19 protein-coding genes are annotated in these 18194 nt (G+C 73.7%); 9 read left to right on the forward strand and 10 right to left on the reverse strand.

Annotated features, from left to right (window positions below; genetic code table 11):
* Positions 1-58 precede the first annotated feature (58 nt).
* Positions 59-1654, reverse strand: a complete 1596-nt coding sequence (locus tag SACE_RS04995; protein ID WP_009951438.1) for a CocE/NonD family hydrolase — start codon at positions 1652-1654, stop codon at positions 59-61.
* Positions 1655-1805: 151 nt separating this feature from the next.
* On the opposite strand from SACE_RS04995, the gene folP reads away from it, so the two are divergent.
* The gene (folP, locus tag SACE_RS05000) at positions 1806-2675 is read left to right on the forward strand and encodes a dihydropteroate synthase (protein ID WP_009951437.1); all 870 of its coding nucleotides are present in this window, start codon (positions 1806-1808) and stop codon (positions 2673-2675) included.
* A 117-nt stretch (positions 2676-2792) separates the two neighbouring features.
* Here folP and SACE_RS05005 read toward each other — a convergent pair whose 3' ends face one another.
* Positions 2793-3122 carry a hypothetical protein gene (locus SACE_RS05005; RefSeq protein WP_009951436.1) on the reverse strand — a complete coding sequence of 110 codons (330 nt, stop codon included), beginning with the start codon at positions 3120-3122 and terminating at the stop codon, positions 2793-2795.
* Positions 3123-3350: 228 nt separating this feature from the next.
* Between SACE_RS05005 and SACE_RS05010 the strand changes: the two genes are divergently transcribed.
* The 3 genes from SACE_RS05010 to SACE_RS05020 all read left to right on the forward strand — a co-directional run bounded on the left by SACE_RS05010 (position 3351) and on the right by SACE_RS05020 (position 4699).
* Positions 3351-3692: a PadR family transcriptional regulator gene (locus SACE_RS05010; protein WP_009951435.1), complete on the forward strand. Its 342-nt coding sequence runs from the start codon at positions 3351-3353 to the stop codon at positions 3690-3692.
* Positions 3693-3773: 81 nt separating this feature from the next.
* Entirely contained in the window at positions 3774-4121 is a 348-nt protein-coding gene (locus SACE_RS05015) for a DivIVA domain-containing protein (RefSeq protein ID WP_009951434.1), read from the forward strand.
* Entirely contained in the window at positions 4118-4699 is a 582-nt protein-coding gene (locus tag SACE_RS05020; RefSeq protein ID WP_009951433.1) for a DNA-3-methyladenine glycosylase I, read from the forward strand. Before SACE_RS05015 ends, SACE_RS05020 begins: the two co-directional genes overlap by 4 nt.
* 271 nt (positions 4700-4970) lie before the next feature.
* Here SACE_RS05020 and SACE_RS05025 read toward each other — a convergent pair whose 3' ends face one another.
* A complete protein-coding gene (locus SACE_RS05025) occupies positions 4971-5759 on the reverse strand; it encodes an enoyl-CoA hydratase-related protein (protein ID WP_009949795.1) in 789 nt (262 codons plus the stop codon).
* A gap of 378 nt (positions 5760-6137) precedes the next feature.
* On the opposite strand from SACE_RS05025, the gene SACE_RS36130 reads away from it, so the two are divergent.
* Positions 6138-6305 (forward strand): DUF3117 domain-containing protein, encoded by a 168-nt coding sequence (locus tag SACE_RS36130; protein ID WP_009949794.1) that lies wholly within the window; start codon positions 6138-6140, stop codon positions 6303-6305.
* A gap of 257 nt (positions 6306-6562) precedes the next feature.
* The gene (locus tag SACE_RS05030) at positions 6563-8074 is read left to right on the forward strand and encodes a leucyl aminopeptidase (RefSeq protein ID WP_009949793.1); all 1512 of its coding nucleotides are present in this window, start codon (positions 6563-6565) and stop codon (positions 8072-8074) included.
* Positions 8075-8164: 90 nt separating this feature from the next.
* Here SACE_RS05030 and SACE_RS05035 read toward each other — a convergent pair whose 3' ends face one another.
* Entirely contained in the window at positions 8165-9091 is a 927-nt protein-coding gene (locus SACE_RS05035) for a LysR family transcriptional regulator (RefSeq protein ID WP_009949792.1), read from the reverse strand.
* A 63-nt stretch (positions 9092-9154) separates the two neighbouring features.
* Between SACE_RS05035 and SACE_RS05040 the strand changes: the two genes are divergently transcribed.
* The gene (locus SACE_RS05040) at positions 9155-10360 is read left to right on the forward strand and encodes an MFS transporter (RefSeq protein ID WP_009949790.1); all 1206 of its coding nucleotides are present in this window, start codon (positions 9155-9157) and stop codon (positions 10358-10360) included.
* Here the strand turns inward: SACE_RS05040 and tatB are convergent.
* The 5 genes from tatB to sigE all read right to left on the reverse strand — a co-directional run bounded on the left by tatB (position 10339) and on the right by sigE (position 15140).
* A complete protein-coding gene (gene tatB / locus SACE_RS05045) occupies positions 10339-10734 on the reverse strand; it encodes a Sec-independent protein translocase protein TatB (RefSeq protein ID WP_009949788.1) in 396 nt (131 codons plus the stop codon). The genes SACE_RS05040 and tatB overlap by 22 nt on opposite strands.
* A gap of 109 nt (positions 10735-10843) precedes the next feature.
* The gene (locus SACE_RS05050; protein ID WP_081494993.1) at positions 10844-12835 is read right to left on the reverse strand and encodes a trypsin-like peptidase domain-containing protein; all 1992 of its coding nucleotides are present in this window, start codon (positions 12833-12835) and stop codon (positions 10844-10846) included.
* Positions 12836-13017: 182 nt separating this feature from the next.
* Entirely contained in the window at positions 13018-13746 is a 729-nt protein-coding gene (locus SACE_RS05055) for a nucleoside/nucleotide kinase family protein (protein WP_009949784.1), read from the reverse strand.
* A 69-nt stretch (positions 13747-13815) separates the two neighbouring features.
* Entirely contained in the window at positions 13816-14568 is a 753-nt protein-coding gene (locus tag SACE_RS05060) for a zf-HC2 domain-containing protein (RefSeq protein ID WP_029622011.1), read from the reverse strand.
* Positions 14565-15140, reverse strand: coding sequence for an RNA polymerase sigma factor SigE (gene sigE / locus SACE_RS05065; RefSeq protein ID WP_009949782.1), 576 nt, complete (start codon positions 15138-15140; stop codon positions 14565-14567). Before sigE ends, SACE_RS05060 begins: the two co-directional genes overlap by 4 nt.
* A 417-nt stretch (positions 15141-15557) precedes the next feature.
* On the opposite strand from sigE, the gene SACE_RS05070 reads away from it, so the two are divergent.
* Positions 15558-16103, forward strand: coding sequence for an O-methyltransferase (locus SACE_RS05070; protein ID WP_009949781.1), 546 nt, complete (start codon positions 15558-15560; stop codon positions 16101-16103).
* Positions 16104-16380: 277 nt separating this feature from the next.
* Here the strand turns inward: SACE_RS05070 and SACE_RS05075 are convergent, their stop codons facing one another.
* Positions 16381-17520: an Mrp/NBP35 family ATP-binding protein gene (locus SACE_RS05075; RefSeq protein WP_009949779.1), complete on the reverse strand. Its 1140-nt coding sequence runs from the start codon at positions 17518-17520 to the stop codon at positions 16381-16383.
* A 168-nt stretch (positions 17521-17688) separates the two neighbouring features.
* On the opposite strand from SACE_RS05075, the gene SACE_RS05080 reads away from it, so the two are divergent.
* Complete coding sequence (locus tag SACE_RS05080) at positions 17689-18180, forward strand: MarR family winged helix-turn-helix transcriptional regulator (protein WP_011873234.1); 492 nt, start codon at positions 17689-17691, stop codon at positions 18178-18180.
* Positions 18181-18194: the final 14 nt, after the last annotated feature.

Genomic DNA, 18194 nt, shown 5'->3' on the forward strand with positions numbered 1-18194 from the left:
GTGGTGACCGCCCGCGCGGCCCCGGGGCCCGGCCAGTGGCCGGCCGTTGCGGGGAAGGTCAGCCCAGGGGGATGTCCAGCCGGGACGGCGCACCGGTCGGGGACTCGAAGCCGACCCGCGAGCCCGCCTCCGCGCCGCTGCCGTAGCGGGGGTCGACGGTGTCGACGACCAGCACCAGCCGGTGCCCGGCAGGCACGGTCCAGAGCCCGGGCTCCAGCGCCAGCTCGACCCGCCGCGGGCCGCCCGCCGCGCCGCCGTCCAGCGTCACGGGCTTGTGGCTGATAAGGCTGCCCGCGCCGAAGGCGTCCACGTCGTAGAGGTAGGCGAACAGCGTGGTGTCGCCGGAGCCGGCGGAGACCGCGGTGCTGAGCCTCGGCGTGCCGCTGACCGTCACCGCGCTCGGGTACGGGTCGGTGGCCCACACCCCGGCGCCGCGGCGGTCGACCAGCGGGGTGAGCACTCCGACGGGAATGCCGAAGCCCTGGAGCATTCCGCTGATCATCACCGGGCCGCTGTCGGCCGCAGTGGGCACTCCGGCGGAGATCGAGTGCCGCCAGCCTGCCCCGGGGCCGGGGCTCAGCTCGCCGGTGACGGGCGCGAGCGGGTGGCGCGGTTCGGGCGCGCCGAGGTAGCGGGTGTCGACCCGGCCGGTGACCGAGGCCCAGTCCGGGTACCCGCGCCACGGCCCGCCGTTGATCGGCTTGAGCTGCACGGGGTTCTCCCCGTCGATGCCGTTGGGGACGTCGCGCAGGTGGTGGTCGAACCAGCGCCGGGTGGAGTCCCAGACGTCGTTGGGCAGGCCGGCCGCGCCGAACATCTCCGGCGTCGCGTGGTCGCCGGGAGAAAGCATGAGGCGCTTGGGTCCGCTCAGGTCCTCGTAGAGGTCGGCCATCTGCTGTGGCGGGAAGAGCGAGTCCTCCCACGCGTTGGCGATCATCACGGCGGTGCCGTTGGCGTTGATCGCGTCCACGACGGTGGTGGGGGAGCGCTCCGGGGCCAGGTGGAGGGCGTCCTCGATCCGGCCCTCCCGGTACGCGCGCTCCAGCTCGGCGAGGTCCGAGCCGAACCGGCCGGTCAGGTGGCCCGCCCCGAGCAGCAGCTCGGCGCCCTGCGCGTTCACCGTGCCGTTCGGGTACAGCGACTTCTCCAGATCCGCCCAGCCGCTCATCGCCGAGACGGCCCGCACGCGCGGGTCGGCGGCGGCGGTCAGGGCGCTGATGCCCGCGCCGTAGGAGATCCCGGCCATGCCGACGCGGCCGGGGTCGGCCCCGGTGTTGGCCCCCGCCCAGTCGATGACCTTCGAGGCGTCGGCGACATCCTCCGGCCCGGCGACCTCGACCGCGCCGCCGGATGCCCAGAAGCCCCGCGCGGTGTATGTGACGACCACGTATCCGGAGTTGTAGGCGAGATCGGCCGCGGCGCCGACGTACTCCAGGTTCGGCGTGGCCCAGCTCGCGGGCATCACCAGCAGCGGGAACGGACCGTCACCGGCCGGCTCGATCACCTTGGCGTCGAGGGCGACGCCGTCGGCGCCGGGGATGGTCTCGTGGCTGACGGTGACGCCCGGCGGGGCGGTGGACGCGGTCGGGGCGGCCACGGGAACGGCGAGGGTCGCGACGACGGCCGCGGTCGCGAGGGTGAGCAGGCGGCGCACACCGACCTCCTTGTCGAGTGGCGTGGGGCACAGCGATCAGCAGTAAACATGAACCTACTCTCGGGTAGCAAGTGGCTAGCAGGCCCAGGTGAACCGACGCCACGCACCTGGGCGTGCCGCGCCGCCGCGCGTCCATGCCAGGATTTGACGGGTGAAGCCACTGCGGTTCGGTGACAAGGACCTGCCGGCAGATCGCCCGCTGGTGATGGCGATCGTGAACCGGACCAGGGACTCCTTCTACGACCGGGGGCGCACGTTCGAGACGTCCGCCGCGGCGGAGGCCGTCGACCGGGCGGTCGCGGACGGGGCCGACATCGTCGACATCGGCGGCGTGCGCGCCGGGGCGCAGGGCGAGACCGTCGACGCGGCCGAGGAGGCCCGCCGCGTGGTGCCCTTCGTCGCGGCGGTGCGCGAGCGCCACCCGGAGCTGGTCATCAGCGTCGACACCTGGCGCCACGAGGTCGCCCGGCACGTCTGCGACGCCGGTGCCGACCTGCTCAACGACACGTGGGCCGGCGCGGACCCGAGGCTGGCCGAGGTCGCCGCCGAGTTCGGCGTCGGCGTCGTCTGCTCCCACACCGGCGGGCTGCCGCCGCGCACCGACCCCCACCGCGTCCGCTACGCCGACGTGGTCGCCGAGGTGACCGCCGAGCTCGTCGAGCGCGCGGAGCGGATGGTCCGCATCGGCGTGCCCGCGCACGGCGTGCTGATCGACCCGACGCACGACTTCGGCAAGAACACCTGGCACGGGCTGGCGCTGCTGCGCCGCGTCGACGAGCTGGTGGCGACCGGCTGGCCGGTGCTGATGGCGCTGTCCAACAAGGACTTCGTCGGCGAGACGCTCGGCGCCGGGGTCGACGAGCGGCTGGAGGGGACCCTGGCGGCGACCGCGGTCGCCGCGTGGGGCGGTGCGCGGGTCTTCCGGGCGCACCACGTCCGGGAGACGCGGCGGGTGGTGGAGATGGTCGCGAGCATCGCGGGCACCCGGCCACCCGCGCAGGTGCTCCGCGCCCTGGGCTGACGGGACCCGTTCGCGGCGCTCGGCTGCCGCGCGGGTCGGAGACGGCGCCAGGTCGAAGGCGCTGCGGTCGGCGGTGGCGCGGCGGTCGGAGGACGGACGCGGTGGGCGGCCCGGTGGTCAGCCCGCGCGGAAGGCCAGGTCGACCAGCTCGGACACGCCGTCGGCCGGGACGTCCGGGCGGACCACGAGCAGCACCGGTGCCAGCCTGATCCACCGCGACTTCACCCTGGGGGCGCTGGGCTTCGCCGCGGCGAGCTCGTCGGCGAGCTCCTCGAGCCGCCACTGAGCCTCGTCGCGTTCCAGGCTCGGGTCGGGGTGCGCGGCGATCACGTCGACCAGCGCGTTGACGTAGGTGCGGAGCCGGTCGAGCGCGCTGTTGCCGCCGACCGCCGTGGCGGCGTCGGCCGGCGCGCCGGCCTGGTCCGAGCGGTCGTTGTCGTCGCGCACTTCGGGAAGCTCCTAGATCGCTCGCGGGTACCGGCCGATCCCGAAGTCTGCTGCAGCGGTGGGCACGAACGGGGATGTCGCCACGTTATTCAACCGATCGGGGCAACTCCGGCGAACCGCTTGCGGCGATGTGATGCACGTCATCACCGGTCCAGATCGCGAAAGGACCTAGGTCCCCTTGCGAGCAGGCGATGACAGTGGTCGGAAATATCCGTAGAGTCGCTACTCGTGAAGGCTGATGCGTTGCGCGGTCACCTGGACGCTCTGCTCCTCGCCACGCTCGACGGCAGGGAGCTTCACGGGTACGCCATCATCGAGGCGCTGCAACAACGCAGCGGGGGTGCCCTCGACCTGCCCACCGGCACTGTCTACCCCGCCCTGCGCCGGCTCGAACGAGCCGGGTACGTGCTCAGCTCGTGGAGCACGGTCGGCGGCAGGCAACGGCGCACGTATCGCCTGACGCATTCCGGGGTGCAGACCCTCCAGGCCGAACGCCGCGCGTGGCGCGAGTTCACCACGGCGATCGAGGGCGTGCTGGTCAAGCGGCCCCCGACGCCCGTGCAGGCCTAGCCGGGTACCGCGCCGCGCCTGCTCGCCGCGTCCGCGCAGGCCGAGCCGTGCGGCTCGCGCGCCGCGTGCCACGATCTGGGTGTGGCTAGTGCGCTGATCTACCTGCTCGTCGTGCTCGCGGTCGCCGCAGTGATCTACCTGCTCGCCTCGCTGGTCTTCGGCCGCGGCGAGCAGTTGGAGGCGTTGCCGCCCGGCTCGACCCCGACCCGGCTGCCACCCGCCGACGTCGAGGGCTCCGACGTGCGCGCGCTCCGCTTCCAGCAGGTGCTGCGCGGCTACAAGGCGGCGGAGGTCGACTGGGCGCTGGAGCGGGTCGCTGGGGAGCTCGACGAGCTCCGCGGCCGCATCGCCGTGCTGGAACGCCAGCTCGACGCGGCCGGTGAGGAGATCAGGCGGGCCCGGGCCGGGCGCGCCGAGGAGGAGCTGTGAGCACGCGGGACGTCGTCGTCGGGGCCGATGGACGTGCCCGCTGCCCGTGGGGCGCGAGCACGCCGGACTACGTGGAGTACCACGACACCGAGTGGGGCCGCGTCCTGCACGGCGACCGCGCGCTGTTCGAGCGGATCACGCTGGAGTCGTTCCAGTCCGGTCTGTCGTGGCTGACCATCCTCCGCAAGCGCGAAGCTTTCCGAACTGCTTTCGCCGGCTTCGACCCCGAGCGGGTCGCCGGGTTCGGGGAGGAGGACCGCGCGCGGCTGCTGGCCGACGCCGGGATCGTGCGCAACCGCGCCAAGATCGACGCCGCCATCCGCAACGCCCGGGCGGTGCTGGAGCTCGACCGGCCGCTGGACGAGCTGCTGTGGTCGTTCGCGCCGCCCGCAGATGGCCGGACGCGACCGGCGGCGGGCGCGGACGTGCCCGCGACGACACCGGAGTCCACCGCGATGGCCAAGGAGCTCAAGCGCCGCGGGTTCGTGTTCGTGGGGCCCACAACCTGCTACGCGCTGATGCAGGCCACCGGCATGGTCGACGACCACCTCGAGGGCTGCTGGCGAGCCGCCGGCTGAAGGGCCCTCCGCGTGTGGCCCGCCCTGTGACCTATCGCCGCCCGCGCCGGCCGCTAGGGCCGCCCGGTCGCGCCGGTCCGCCACTGAGCGCCCCCCGCTGCCCGCCCGCGCCGGCCGCTAGGGCCGCCCGGTCGCGCCGGTCCGCCACTGAGCGCCCCCCGCTGCCCGCCCGCGCCGGGCGCAAAGCCGCTGTCCCGCCGCCCCCGCCGCCACACCGCCCCCGCCGCCGCGCCGGTCCGCTGCGCGCGGAACGGCGCGGCCGGCTCGCGGCTCAGTGCCCGGTGAAGTTCGGGTTCCGCTTCTCGGTGAAGGCCGCCACCGCCTCCCGGTGGTCGGAGGTGCGACCGGCCTCCGCCTGCGCGCCGGCCTCCACGGCGAGCGCCTCGTCGAGGCCCTCGGCCGCCGCCGCGAGCAGGGTCTCCTTGATGCGGGCGTAGGCGCTGGTCGGTCCGGCGGCCATCCGCGACGCCAGCTCGGCGGCGGCCATGGCCGCCTCGCCCTCGCCGACCACGCGGTTGACCATGCCGATGCGCAGCGCCTCCTCGGCGGCGACCGGCTCGGCGAGCAGCAGCATCTCCATCGCGCGCCCGTAGCCGATCAGCCGGGGCAGCGTCCACGACACGCCGGAGTCGGTGGACAGCCCGACGCTGGCGAAGGCCATCAGGAACTTCGCGTCGGAGGAGGCGACCCGCAGGTCGCACGCGTAGGCCAGGGAGGCGCCCGCGCCGGCCGCGCTGCCGTTGACGGCCGCGATCACCGGCTTGGGCATCGTCGTGACCGCGCGGATCATCGGGTTGTAGTGCTCCTCCACCGTCCGCAGCGGTGCCGGGTCGTCGGCCTGCAGCAGGGCGATGTGCTCCTTGAGGTCCTGGCCCGCGCAGAACGCCTTGCCCGCGCCGGTGATCACGACGGCGCGGACCGCGTCATCGGCGGCGGCCTCCCGCAGCGCGCCGATCAGAGCCTGCTTGAGCTCGACGTTGAGCGAGTTGAAGCTCTCCGGCCGGTTCAACGTGAGCAGGCGCACACCCTCGGTGTCTTGGGTCAGCAGTACGTCGGACACTTCTCGCCCTTTCGTCGGTGGTGGACCGGGTGCCGCGCCGACCGCGTTCTCCACAGTGGACGACTTCGGCAGCGGCCCGGGTCCCGAGTAGACAGTGCGGTTCCGCCTAGTGCCGCACGCGATCGCCGTCGCCGCGCCGGAGCGGGCGGCTCACCGGAGCGGGCCCCCGATCGGCGGCGGCGAATGGCGCCGCACAGGCGCCGGACAACCCCGCACGACGGTCGAGTCTGCCACCCGGCGAGGGCATTCGACCAGCGCACGAGCGACACCAGTTGATCGGTTCGGTTTCGCGGCTGCGTCCGGATGGGGGAGAATGGGACCGGACCCGGCTGGTTGTGGCGACCAGGTGCGGGCAAGAGTTCACGGAGGGAGCACGCTATGGCGGCCATGAAGCCCCGGACCGGTGACGGTCCCCTCGAGGTGACTAAGGAGGGGCGCGGGATCGTGATGCGCGTCCCGCTCGAGGGCGGTGGGCGGCTCGTCGTCGAGATGTCGGTCGAGGAGGCCAAGAACCTGGGCGACGCGCTGGAGTCGGCCACCGGCTGAGGCCGCTGGGAAGGTGATCGGGGTGGTCGTCGCCTGCCCCGGTGGCCAGGCGACAAACTGCGCGGGCCGGCGTTCGGTGCGCAGCGCGTTCGCCGACACATTGACCAGGCCCCGGCATCTCGGACGTGGGTGCCGGGGCCGTCGTCGGCCCGCGGTTCGACAGGCGTGGGTGTCCCGCGCGGAAGGGTTTTTCTGTGTCCGGTGCCTCAAGATTCGGTTCAGCTCGGGGGAGTGGGGAAGACGACCCGGTACTGCCGGTGATCCCCACGTCACTGGTCGAAGTGGACGTCGTGCGGCGTCCGCGCGACGGCGTGCCCACGGCGGTGCCGCTGCCGGACGGCGAGTCCGGTCCCGAACTGGCCCCGGTGGCCGAAGCGTTCGAAGTGGACATCGCGCTGCTGGAGGCCATCGGCGTCAAGTCCGCCGCCGGTGACGTCCGCACGGTGCCGCTGCCGGAGGGGCGCTTCGGCTGGGTCGTCGGCATCGGCTCCGGCGAGGCCGCGCAGTGGCGCACCGCGGGCGCCGCGCTGGCCCGCGCGACCCGGGAGAAGCTGGGTGAGACCGGCGAGGCCGAGGGCGACACCGTCGACTTCGGAGAGCCGTCGGAGGCCGAGTACCTCCAGATCAGGTTGCCCGCCGGCATCGGCCAGGACGCCGTGTCGGCGCTCGCGCTCGGCCTGGCGCTGGGCGACTACCGCTTCCGCGTCACCGGGCAGCCCGCCCCGCCGCGACTGCGCAAGGCGCTGCTGGTGACCGACGACGAGGAGCTGCGCGAGCCGGTCGCGCGGGCCCGGGAGTGGGCGGCGGCGACCGCGCTGGCCCGCGACCTGGCCAACTCGCCGTCGAACGTCAAGGACCCGGACTGGTTCACCGGGCTGGCCGCGCGACTGGCCGGTGAGGTCGACGGGCTGACCGCGACCGTGCGGGACGAGAAGTGGCTCGCCGACCACGGCTTCGGCGGCATCCTCGCCGTCGGCGGCGGTTCCGCCTCGCCGCCGCGGCTGCTCGAACTGGCCTGGCGGCCCGCCGACGCCACCGGGCCGCACCTGGTGCTGGTGGGCAAGGGCATCACGTTCGACACCGGCGGCATCTCGCTCAAGCCCGCCGAGGGCATGCACCTCATGCGCACCGACATGTCCGGTGGCGCGGCGGTGATCGGGGCGATGCTCGCCGTGGCCCGGCTCGGGCTGCGGGTGCGGGTCACCGCGCTGGTGCCGTCGGCCGAGAACCACCTCTCAGGCAGCAGCTACCGGCCCGGCGACGTCGTGCGCCACTACGGCGGCAAGACGACCGAGGTCGGCAACACCGACGCCGAGGGGCGCATGGTGATGGCCGACGCGCTGGTCTACGGTGTCCGCCACCACGAGGCCGACCTGCTGGTCGACGTCGCCACGCTCACCGGTGCGATGAAGGTCGCGCTCGGGCTGCGCACCGGCGGTGTGTTCGCCACCGACCCGGACCTGTCGCGGCGGCTGCGCGACGCGGGCGACCGGGTCGGAGAGGCGTGGTGGCCGATGCCGCTGATCGAGGACCACACCGAGGCGGTCCGGGGCGAGCTGGCCGATGTGAACCAGACCCCGCCGGGTCCGGGCGGGGTCACCGCGGCGCTGTTCCTGCGGGAGTTCACCGAGGGGCTGCCCTGGGCGCACCTGGACATCGCGGGACCGGCGCGGGCGGACAAGAACTACGCCGAGGTCGTCGCGGGCGGCACCGGATTCGCGGCCCGGAGCCTGGTCGAGTTCGTCGCGAGCCTGGCCGAGCAGGGCTAGGGCTCGGCGCGGTGGGGCGGCGCGGTGCGGGCCGTGGCCCCACCGCGTGACCGGCTCTCGCGCGGGCGCGGTGGGTCGATCCGCCGCCGGTCAGTCGAGCCCGCGGTGGGAGGCGAAGTCGCGGAACGCGCGCACGGCGGGCGGCAGCGCCCGGTGGGCGGGCCAGGTGAGGCAGATCGTGCGGTGCTCGGCGGGGTCGAGCGGGATCTCCACCGTGCCGGGCACCGCCTCCGGCACCGCGGGCGGCAGCAGGGCCACGCCGAGCCCGGCGGCGACCAGCCCGCGGGCGGTGTCGACCTCCTCGCTCTCGAACGCCACCCGGGGCGCGAAACCCGCGCGGTCGCTCAGCTCGGTGAAGATCTGCCGGAGCCCGTAGCCGTGCCGGGTGACGACGAAGTCGTCGTCGGCGAGCTCGGAGAGCGCCAGCGCGGCGCGTCCGGCGAGCCGGTGCCCGGTGTGCAGCACGGCCAGCAGCGGCTCCGCCCGCAGCGGCACCCACTCCAGCGCAGGGTCCGGATCCGGCGGCGGGGAGATCAGGCAGAAGTCGATGCGGCCGTCGAGCATCCCGGCGAGCATGTCGACGCGCGCGCCTTGGGCCAGCCCGAACCGCACCTGCGGATGATCGGCCCGGAAACCCCTGATCAGCGCGGGTACCAACGTGCCGCCCATGGTGTGCTGGAAGCCGAGCACGACCTGGCCGCGCTCCGGGGAGATCTCCTCGACGACCTCGCGGCAGCCCGCTTCGAGGCTGCGCAGCGCGTCGGTGGCGGCGGAGGCGAGCAGCCGACCGGTGCGCGTGAGCCGGATACCGCGCCCGTGCGGGGCGATGACCGGCGCGCCGATCTCGTCGGACAGCCGCGCCAGCGTCCGGCTCGCGGTCGGCTGCGGGATGCCTAGCTGCTCGGCCGCGCGTGTGAGATGGCCCTCGGACGCGACCGCGCGCAGCAGTGCCAGGGTGGGGCTCAGATGCGCCGCGAGCTGCGACGCGTCCTCGGACAGCGCGGTCTCATACGTCATCGCATCGATTATTACCACTTCACGCATTGGACGCATTAGTTAGCCCGGCTTAGCTTCAGGGGCGTGGACACCGCACGCCTCCGACGGATCCGGATCTCGATGCTGCTGGGCGCCCTGGCACTGTTCGCGCTGCTCTACGCGCCGCAGCCGGTCCTGCCGCAGCTCGCGGACGACTTCGGACTGAGCCCCGGCTCAGCCGCGCTGACCGTGTCGGCGGCGACGCTCGGGCTCGCGGTCGGCGCGATCCCGCTGGGCATGCTCTCCGAGGCGGTCGGCAGGCGGCGCATGATGGTCGGCTCGCTGCTGCTGGCCGAAGCCCTCGGCCTGCTGCTGCCGTGGGTGCACCACTTCCCGCTGCTGGTCGCGCTGCGGCTGGTGCAGGGCGTGGCGATCGCGGGGCTCGCCGCCGTCGCCGCCGCCTACCTCGCCGACGAGACCGGCGGCCACCGGCTCGGCGCGCTCATGGGTCTCTACGTCGCGGGCACCACCATCGGCGGCATGTCCGGGAGGCTGCTCGGCGGCGTCGCGGGCGACTTCACGGGCTGGACCGGCGGCGTGCTCACCGTCGCGGTGCTGGGCGCGGTCTGCACGGTGCTGTTCGTGCTGCTGCTACCCGCCGAACGCGCCCACACGCGCCAGGCGTTGCGCTGGGCGCCGCTGCTCGGGGGCCTGCGCAGCGCGCTCGGCGACCCCGTCCTCTACGTCCCGTACCTGGTTGCCGCGCTGGGCATGGGCGCGTTCGTGACGGTCTACAACGTGCTCGGTTTCCGGCTGATCGCCCCGCCGCTGCTGGTGCCGCCCGCGCTCGCCGCGCTGGCCTTCCTGGCCTACGCGGCCGGAACCGCCACCTCCGCGGTCGCCGGGCGGGCCGCCGACCGCTTCGGCCGGACCCGAACGCTGCTGTTCAGCCTCGCCACCACGGTCGCCGGGCTGCTGGTGATGCTGACCGACGAGCTGCCCGCGATCCTGTTCGGGCTGGTCGTGTTCACCGGCGGGTTCTTCGCCGCCCACGCCGTCGCCAGCGGGTGGGTCGGCGCGCGGGCCCGGTCGTCGGCGCGGGGGCAGGCTTCGGCGGTGTACCAGTTCTCCTACTACGGCGGCAGCAGCGTCGGAGGCGTCGTCGGCGGCTCCGCCTACGCGGCGTGGGGCTGGCCGGGCATGACGGTGCTGCTCTGCGGGTGGCTGGCGCTGGCCGCGACCGGTGTCGCGCTCGCCCACCGCCGGCCCGCGGCGCGGACCCTGACGGCTCAGGTGGCGTCGGAGTCGTAAGGGGGCTTCTCGCCCGGAGCGAGCGGACGCTGGTCGGCGGGCCGGGGCGCGGAGGCGGAGGGCGACGACGGCGTGCTGCCGTTGCGGGTGACCCCGTCGAGCGGGTTCTCCCCGTCGAACAGGTGGTTGGTCATCGCCCGCTTCGGGTCGAAGTTGCGGATGCCGCGCAGGTCCTCCAGCGGCTTGCGCAGCTCGTCGAACTCGGGACCGAGCTCGGAGCGCAGCTGGTCGCGTGCGCCGGTCGCGTACTCCTTGACCTGGCGGACCGTGCGCCCCAGCCAGGCCGCGCCCTGCGGCAGCCGCTCCGGCCCGAGGATGAACAGCCCGGCGACGATGAGGACCAGCAACTCGGCCCAGCCGATGTTCTCGAACACCCCGCCTACCTCCGGGTTCCTGGATCCTGCGCGGCGACCTGCCGACGCCCAGCGTACCTACACCCGCCGGGTGACCGGAACGAATCCGGTGCCGGCTCCACGCCGCGCACTACCGCAACTGGGCGTTCAGGACCAGTTCACGTCCCTGGCGGACGACCGTGACCGGCACCGTCGCGCCGACCGGGTTGCGGTCGACCGCGACGATCAGCTCGTCGGCGCTGCCGACCCTGCGGTCGCCGACCCGGATGATCACGTCGCCCTCGGCGATGCCCGCCGCCGCTGCCGCGCTGCCGTCCTGCACGTTCTGCACCTGCGCCCCGTCGGCGACGCCGTCGCTGACCGACTTGGCGTTGACCCCGAGGTCGGCGTGCCTGACCTGGCCGGTGCGGATCAGCTCCTGGGCGATCCGGCGGGCGTCGTCGATCGGGATCGCGAAGCCCAGGCCGATCGAGCCGCCCTCGCCGCCCGAGCCCAGGGTCCGGATGGCGCTGTTGATGCCGACCACCGCGCCGTTGCCGTCCACCAGCGCACCGCCGGAGTTGCCCGGGTTGATCGCGGCGTCGGTCTGGATGGCGTCTATGACGGCGTTGGTGTCGGTGCCCTCGCCCGCCAGCCGCACCGGCCGGTGCACCGAGCTGACGATGCCGGTGGTGACCGTCCCGGACAGCCCGAGCGGGGAACCGATGGCGATCACGTCGTCGCCGACGGCGAGCCGGTCGGAGTCGCCGAGCTGCGCGACGGTCGGGTTGGCCACCTCGACCTTGAGCACCGCCAGGTCGGTCTTGACGTCGCGGCCGACGATCCGGGCCTGGGCCCGGGTGCCGTCGTGGAAGACGGCCGAGACCTGCGAGCCGGGGGTGTCGGCGGCCATCGAGACCACGTGGTTGTTGGTCACCACGTAGCCGTTGCCGTCGATGACCACGCCCGAGCCGGCACCGCCCTGCGCACCGACGCGGACCTCGACCGACACCACGGCGGGCACGACCCGCTGGGCGACCGCCGCGACGGCACCCGCCGGGCGGTCCTCGCCCTGCTCCACCTCGGCCAGCGTCACGTCCGGGTTGGTCAGCGGGTTGCCCTCCTCGGCGGTGAGCCTTCCGATGAAGCCTCCGACCACGGAGAGCAGCAGCGCCACTCCGGCCAGCGCACCCAGAGCTCGCGGTGAGACGCGGCGGCCGAACAGCACCTCGCGGGTGCTCAGCAGCGGGCCCTCCTCGGCCTCGGACTGCTTCTCCGCGGGGTCCTCGCGCACCGCGGGCGGGCCGATGACGGCGGCCGAGGCGGGATCGCGCCACGGATCGCGCTCCGCCTTGTCCTCCCAGAAAGCGGGGTCGTCGCGGTCGGCGGTCGGCGGCTGCTCGCCGGGGGCGCGTTGCAGCAGCTCGGTGGAGCCTTCGGGGCGGCCGAACGCCTTCGCCAGCGCCTCCGGTGGCGGCGCGGTCTGCTCGATGCCCCGGGTAGTGCGGGTGTCGGGTCGCGCCGGGTCGAAGCTGCCCTCGACGTCCTTCGGGCGGCCGAACACCGCGGACTGGGCGGGGTCGACCCCGGGGCGCTGGATCGGGCGGGGCGCCAGCCGCGGCTGCGCCTTGGGCGACGCCTGCCCGGACCCGTCCTGCTGGGTGGGCTGCGGTCCGGCAGCGGCTTGGGCCTGTGGAGTCGTGGCGCTGGAGTGCGCGGGCTGTGCGCTCGGGTGCTGGCCGGAGCCGTGCTGCGGAGCCTGGCCGGGGCCGTGCTGTTGCGGCTGGCCGGTCGGTGGCTGGACGGGTCCGTGCTGCGGGGAGTGTGCGCTCGCGTGCGGAGGCTGGGTGGGCTGCCGCGGCGCGGACCGGGAGTCCGCCGCGGTCGGCTGCGGTCCGTGCGGGGAGGAGGGCTGCGCTGGTCGGCCGTTGCCCGCCGGTGGCGGTGGCGGGGCGAAGCGGTCCGCGGGAACACCGCGTGCGCCCGGTGCGGCACCCTGCCAGGGGTGTACAGGCTCGGCAGGGCGGCCGTTGCCCGCGCCGCTGCCTGGCGTCACCTGGTCACCGGAGCCGGTCCCGGACTCGCCGTCGACCGGGCGCCGGCCACCGGAATCCCGCGCGGGCCTTCCTGACTGCTCGCTCATCGCTCCCCGGGCATGCGCAATCGACTCAACACCACTGTCCGAGTGGATCACACGTTCGGGACGCACGCGTCACCGGCACGTGAGCCGCTCGTCCCCATCCTGCACCGGCGGAGGTGAAGTTCGTGTGGCGTTCGGGTGGCCCGAACCGGTCGTGATCGCCAGGGGAACGCCGAAAGTCGTGGTCAGGGACCTGGAGCAGGCACGATGCGGGGATTCGCGAAGTCGGTGTTGTCGATGACCACGTCGGCGCGGCCCCGCGGGCCGACCTCCTCCAGGTACAGCGCGAGCGCGGGGTGGTACCGGTCGCGGTGCAGGCGGGTGGCCTCGCCGACGCCCTCGATGGCGACGTCGCGGGCGATCCCGCGGGCCGGCGAGACCCCGGCGTCGACCTCCAGCCAGATCCGGTAGTCCCAGCAGGCGTCGTACTCCGGGCGGAAGGCGAAGACCGAGTCGACCACCAGCACAGCGTCGCCGGCCGCACGAACCACCTTGTCGCGGTGGTCCTCCCCGGTCAGCGGATCGTGCGCGCAGAGCACGACCTCCCCGGACCCTTCCGGGCCCGCGGGGTCCAGGAGCAGCTCCCGGGCGGAGACGAAGTCGTAGGCGTTGCGGTAGTAGCCGGGACCGCTGATGCGGTCGTAGCCCCGTTCGCGGGCTTCGCGCCACGGGTTCTTGAAATCGTCCATGGTCGCGCGCAGCGTCGGACGGCCCAGTCCGCGCAGCGCGGCGGCGAGTTCGTGCCCGAAGCTCGTCTTGCCCGAAGCGGTGAAGCCGTCGATCGCGACCCGCAGGCGGCCGGGCGAGCGGCGGGACACCGTCTCGGCGATCCCGCCGACCAGCGCTGTCCGGGCATCGGAGGCCGGTGCCGGTTCGGGTTGCCGCCACGTCGACACGGATTCGTACGCGTGCACGCGCGACAAGCTAGCCGCGTTCGTGGGCGATTCCGCACACGGCGGTCGGATGCCGGGCGGGATGACAGGTCAGGGCCGCGGCGCCGCCGGCGCGGCGGCCTGAGGCGCGGCGCTGGGGTGTGCCGTTGCGGGCTGAGCCGTCGTGGGCTGCGCCGTCGCGGGTTGGGCGGCCGACGACTCCGGCGCGACGCTCGTCGTCGTCGCCGAAGCGGGCATGACGACGTTGCCGTAGGCGCCGCCGGGAAGCGGCAGCGGGCTGGTCGTGGTCGGCAGCCGCTCGTCGTCGGCGGGCAGGTTCATCAGCGCGAGGGCTCCGAGCACCAGGCCGGAGAACACCACGCCCGCGCCCTGCCGGGTGCGGCGGCCCCTGGCGTCACCGCGCGCGTGCGGCTCGGCCTCCACTCCGTCGCCGCCGAGCGGCGTCGAGCTGCCCAGCGGTTGGCGGGAGCCGCCGAGGGGTGTGCCGGCACCGAGCACCGCCCCGGTGCCGAACGATTTTCCCCGGGCTCCCGGGGTGAGCGCGACGAGCTGACCGTCCGGGGTCAGCGCCAGGCCGTCGGGCTGCGAGGGCAGCTCGGCCTGGGACGGTATGGCCTGCAGCGCCTGCATCAGCCGCGGGGAGATCGACGGCGTGTCCGCTGCCTGCACGGCGGCCCGCGCCTGCCGCTGGGCGGCGGCGTCGGCGGCGCAGGCGGGGCAGCGGGCGAGGTGGGACGCGGCGCGGTCGTAGGCGCTCGGACTGAGCTCACCGTCGACGAACGCGACCAGCGCGTCGAGCGCGAGGTGCTGCTCCGGCAACCCCCACCCACGCATAACCGTCATTCGGAGTCCTCCCGAGCGTGCTCGCGCCGAGCTTCCAAGGTGGCCTTCAGCATCTGGCGACCGCGATGGATCCTGCTTCGCACAGTACCGAGTTTCACGCCGAGGGTGGCACCGATCTCCTCGTAGGAAAGACCTTCCACGTCGCAGAGCACGACCGCGGCGCGGAACTCCGGCGGCATCTCGTCGAGCGCGGCCTGCAGGTCCGGGTCCAGGTGGGTGTCGTTGAACACCTGCTCCGGACTCGGGCCACCACCCGGCAGGCGGTCGGTGTCCTCGGGCAGCCCCTCCATCCGCAGCCGGGCGCGGCGGCGGGCCATGTCCAGGAACAGGTTCGTGGTGATGCGGTGCAGCCAGCCCTCGAAGGTGCCGGGCTTGTAGGACGCCAGCGAGCGGAAGACCCGGATGAAGGTCTCCTGCGTGAGGTCCTCGGCGTCGTGCTGGTTGCCGGTGAGCCGGTAGGCCAACCGGTAGATGCGGTCGGCGTGCTGCCGGACGACCTCGTCCCACGACGGGGGTGTCCACGGCTGCTCGACCGGCACGGTCGCGTGCTGTTCGGTTTCGGTCGAACTCATCGGCTGAGTTGCCATCGGCTTTGTTGCCATCGGGCGGGTACCCACCTCCATGCGGGCGGCTGCACAAGGGTGAACGTGCGTACCGGTCGCTTTGTTCCTGCGGTGCGTCACCCGCCGGGAGCGGGAGACGCCCGGTTGTGCGTCACCAATCTCCTCCGCGCTGGTGAGGAGGCCATGAAAGGTGCCTGAGAGCAGCCTGAGAACCGCCGAACGGGTCGTGATGTGCAGCTCACACCATCGGGCTAAGGGACGTCGGGACGGGAAACGGGGGCCTAACAATGTGCCCGCGCGTGTTCGCCGCCGGAGGGCTCGCCGTTAGCCTTGCGCGTTGTGATACCCGAGACACCGATCGGTCCCGCGCCTGTCGGCCGGGAGTCCGCGCGCAGCCGCTTATCCGGCGGGCGCCGGCCCGGCGCAGTGCCCGGGGACGGCGACGACGCCACCGGCGACATGACGCCGGGGCAGGTGCTGCGGTTCCTCGCCGCGGCGCTCTGCGCGCGGGCCGTCGTCGAGATCGGCACGGGCGACGGCGAGAGGTCGCTGTCCCTGCTGCGGGGCATGGTTCCCGACGGCGTGCTCACCTCGATCGACCTCGACCCGGTCGCGCAGCGCAACGCGCGCCGCGTGCTGGCAGAGGCGGGCATGCCGTCCGGACGCGCCAGGCTGATCACCGGGCTGGCGACCGAGGTGATGGCGCGGTTGACCGAGGGCGGCTACGACATGGTCTCGGTCGGCGGCGCCAAGACCGACTACCCCGCCTACCTGGAGCTGGGGCTCAGGCTGCTCAGGCCCGGCGGGGTGATCGTGTTCGGCGGGATCCGCCCGGGGCAGGAGCGCGAGCACGGGCGGGACCCGGAGAGCATGGCGTTGCGGGAGCTGGCCCGGCGGGTGCAGGAGGACGAAACGCTGGTCACGGTCGGTCTTCCGGTCGGGGACGGCCTGCTGGCCATCGCGCAGAGCTGAGCGGCTCGCGCGCACAGGAACCCACGAGCCCTGAGCGCGCCCGTAGCCGAGCCGCCGCCCGCGTTGCCTCGCGGGCGGCGTCGCATCGGGGCTGGGTTCGGTTTCAAAAGGGCGGTGTGGGACCTGGCTGGACCACCCGCGGGCTCTCAGCCGTCTTCTCGCGAGGGCAGCTTCGACGCCGCGTATCCGGACATACGTCAGTCGGAGATCCCGCATCGAGAAGGCGGCTGAGGTTCCGCCAAGCGACCCACTACGCAAGCCACATCTGAAACACGTCCTACGCCGGGGAGACCGAGAGCAGCTGGCCTGCCAGGCCGCGGGCCCGGGTGGACAGGCGCTTGGCGATGCCGTCGAGCACCACGGCCGCCGGCGACTCCGGTGCCTCCAGGACCAGCGGCGTGCCGCCGTCACCGGCCTCGCGCAGCCGCGGGTCCAGCGGCACCTGCCCCAGCAGCGGGACCTCGGAGCCGACCGAGCGGGTCAGCGAGTCGGCGACGATCTGCCCGCCACCCGAGCCGAAGACCTCCATGCGCGAACCGTCGGGCATCTCCATCCACGACATGTTCTCCACGACCCCGGCCAGCCGCTGACGGGTCTGCATCGCGATCGCGCCCGCGCGCTCGGCGACCTCGGCCGCCGCCTGCTGCGGAGTGGTGACCACCAGGATCTCGGCGTTGGGGATGAGCTGCGCGGTCGAGAGCGCGACGTCACCGGTGCCGGGCGGCAGGTCCAGCAGCAGGACGTCGAGGTCGCCCCAGAACACGTCGGACAGGAACTGCTGCAGCGCGCGGTGCAGCATCGGTCCGCGCCAGACGACCGGGGTGTTGCCCGGGGTGAACATGCCGATGGAGATGACCTTCACGCCGTGCGCCTGCGGCGGCATGATCATCTTGTCCACCTGGGTCGGCTTGCCGGAGGCCCCGAGCATGCGGGGCACCGAGTGGCCGTAGATGTCGGCGTCGACGACGCCGACCGAAAGCCCGCGCCGGGCCATCGACGCGGCGAGGTTCACCGTGACGCTGGACTTGCCGACCCCGCCCTTGCCGGAGGCGACGCAGTAGACGCGGGTCATCGAGCCGGGCTCGGCGAACGGGATGCGCGGTTCCTCGGAGTTGCCGCGCAGCTTCTTGCGCAGCTCGCTGCGCTGCTCGTCGCTCATCACGTCGAGCTCCACGCGCACCGACGACACGCCCTCGACCTCGGAGACCGCGGAGTCGACCCGCTGGGTGATGGTCTCCCGCATCGGGCAGCCCTTGACCGTCAGGTAGACCTCGACCGTGACGTCGCCGCCGGAGCCGATCGAGACCGACTTCACCATGCCCAGGTCCGTGATCGGTTTGTTGATCTCCGGGTCCAGGACCTTGCTCAGGGCCCGCCGGACAGCCTCCTCGGCGGGTGTGGACTGCGTAGTGGTCACGGTTGCCTGACACCGACCTTTCTGCGCGTCTGCGCTGCTGCCTCCATGCTACGGACCGGTAGCCCGCCGACAGTAGTGACCGCAGGGCAGGCCGGTCGAGCGCGTCCGCTCCGTGAACGCCGGGGGCGCTTCGCAGTCACTCGAACGCGGTCCGTAATATCGCCCGACGTGACCGAGACGGGTCTTGATCGATTACCCACTCGAACCGAACTGCTGGCGTACCGGTCCTTCCTGCGTGCGCACGCACGGGTCACCCGCTGCCTGGAAGGCGACCTGATCGCCGAGCAGCGGCTCACCCTGGCCGCCTACGACGTGCTGGAAGCGCTCACCGAGGCCCCCGAGCAGCGGTTGCGGATGACCGAGCTCGCCGACGCCGTGCTGCTCTCCCGCTCCGGGGTGACCCGGCTGGTGGACCGGCTGGAGCGCCTCGGGCTGGTGCGCAGGGTGCGCGTCGACACCGACGGGCGCGGCGTGCAGGCCGTGATCACCGAACGCGGCGAGCACCGGCTGCGCACGGCGTCGGCCACGCACCGCAACGGCGTCGCCCGCTACTTCCTGTCCGCCGCCGAGGGCGGTGAGCTCGCCGAGCTGACGCGCTGGTGCGAGCGCCTGGCCGACGGGGGAGTGCCGGCCCCTCCGGGGCAGCGCGCGCAGGCGTGAGCGCGTGCGCCAGC

Source organism: Saccharopolyspora erythraea NRRL 2338 (assembly GCF_000062885.1).
Classification (GTDB): domain Bacteria; phylum Actinomycetota; class Actinomycetes; order Mycobacteriales; family Pseudonocardiaceae; genus Saccharopolyspora_D; species Saccharopolyspora_D erythraea.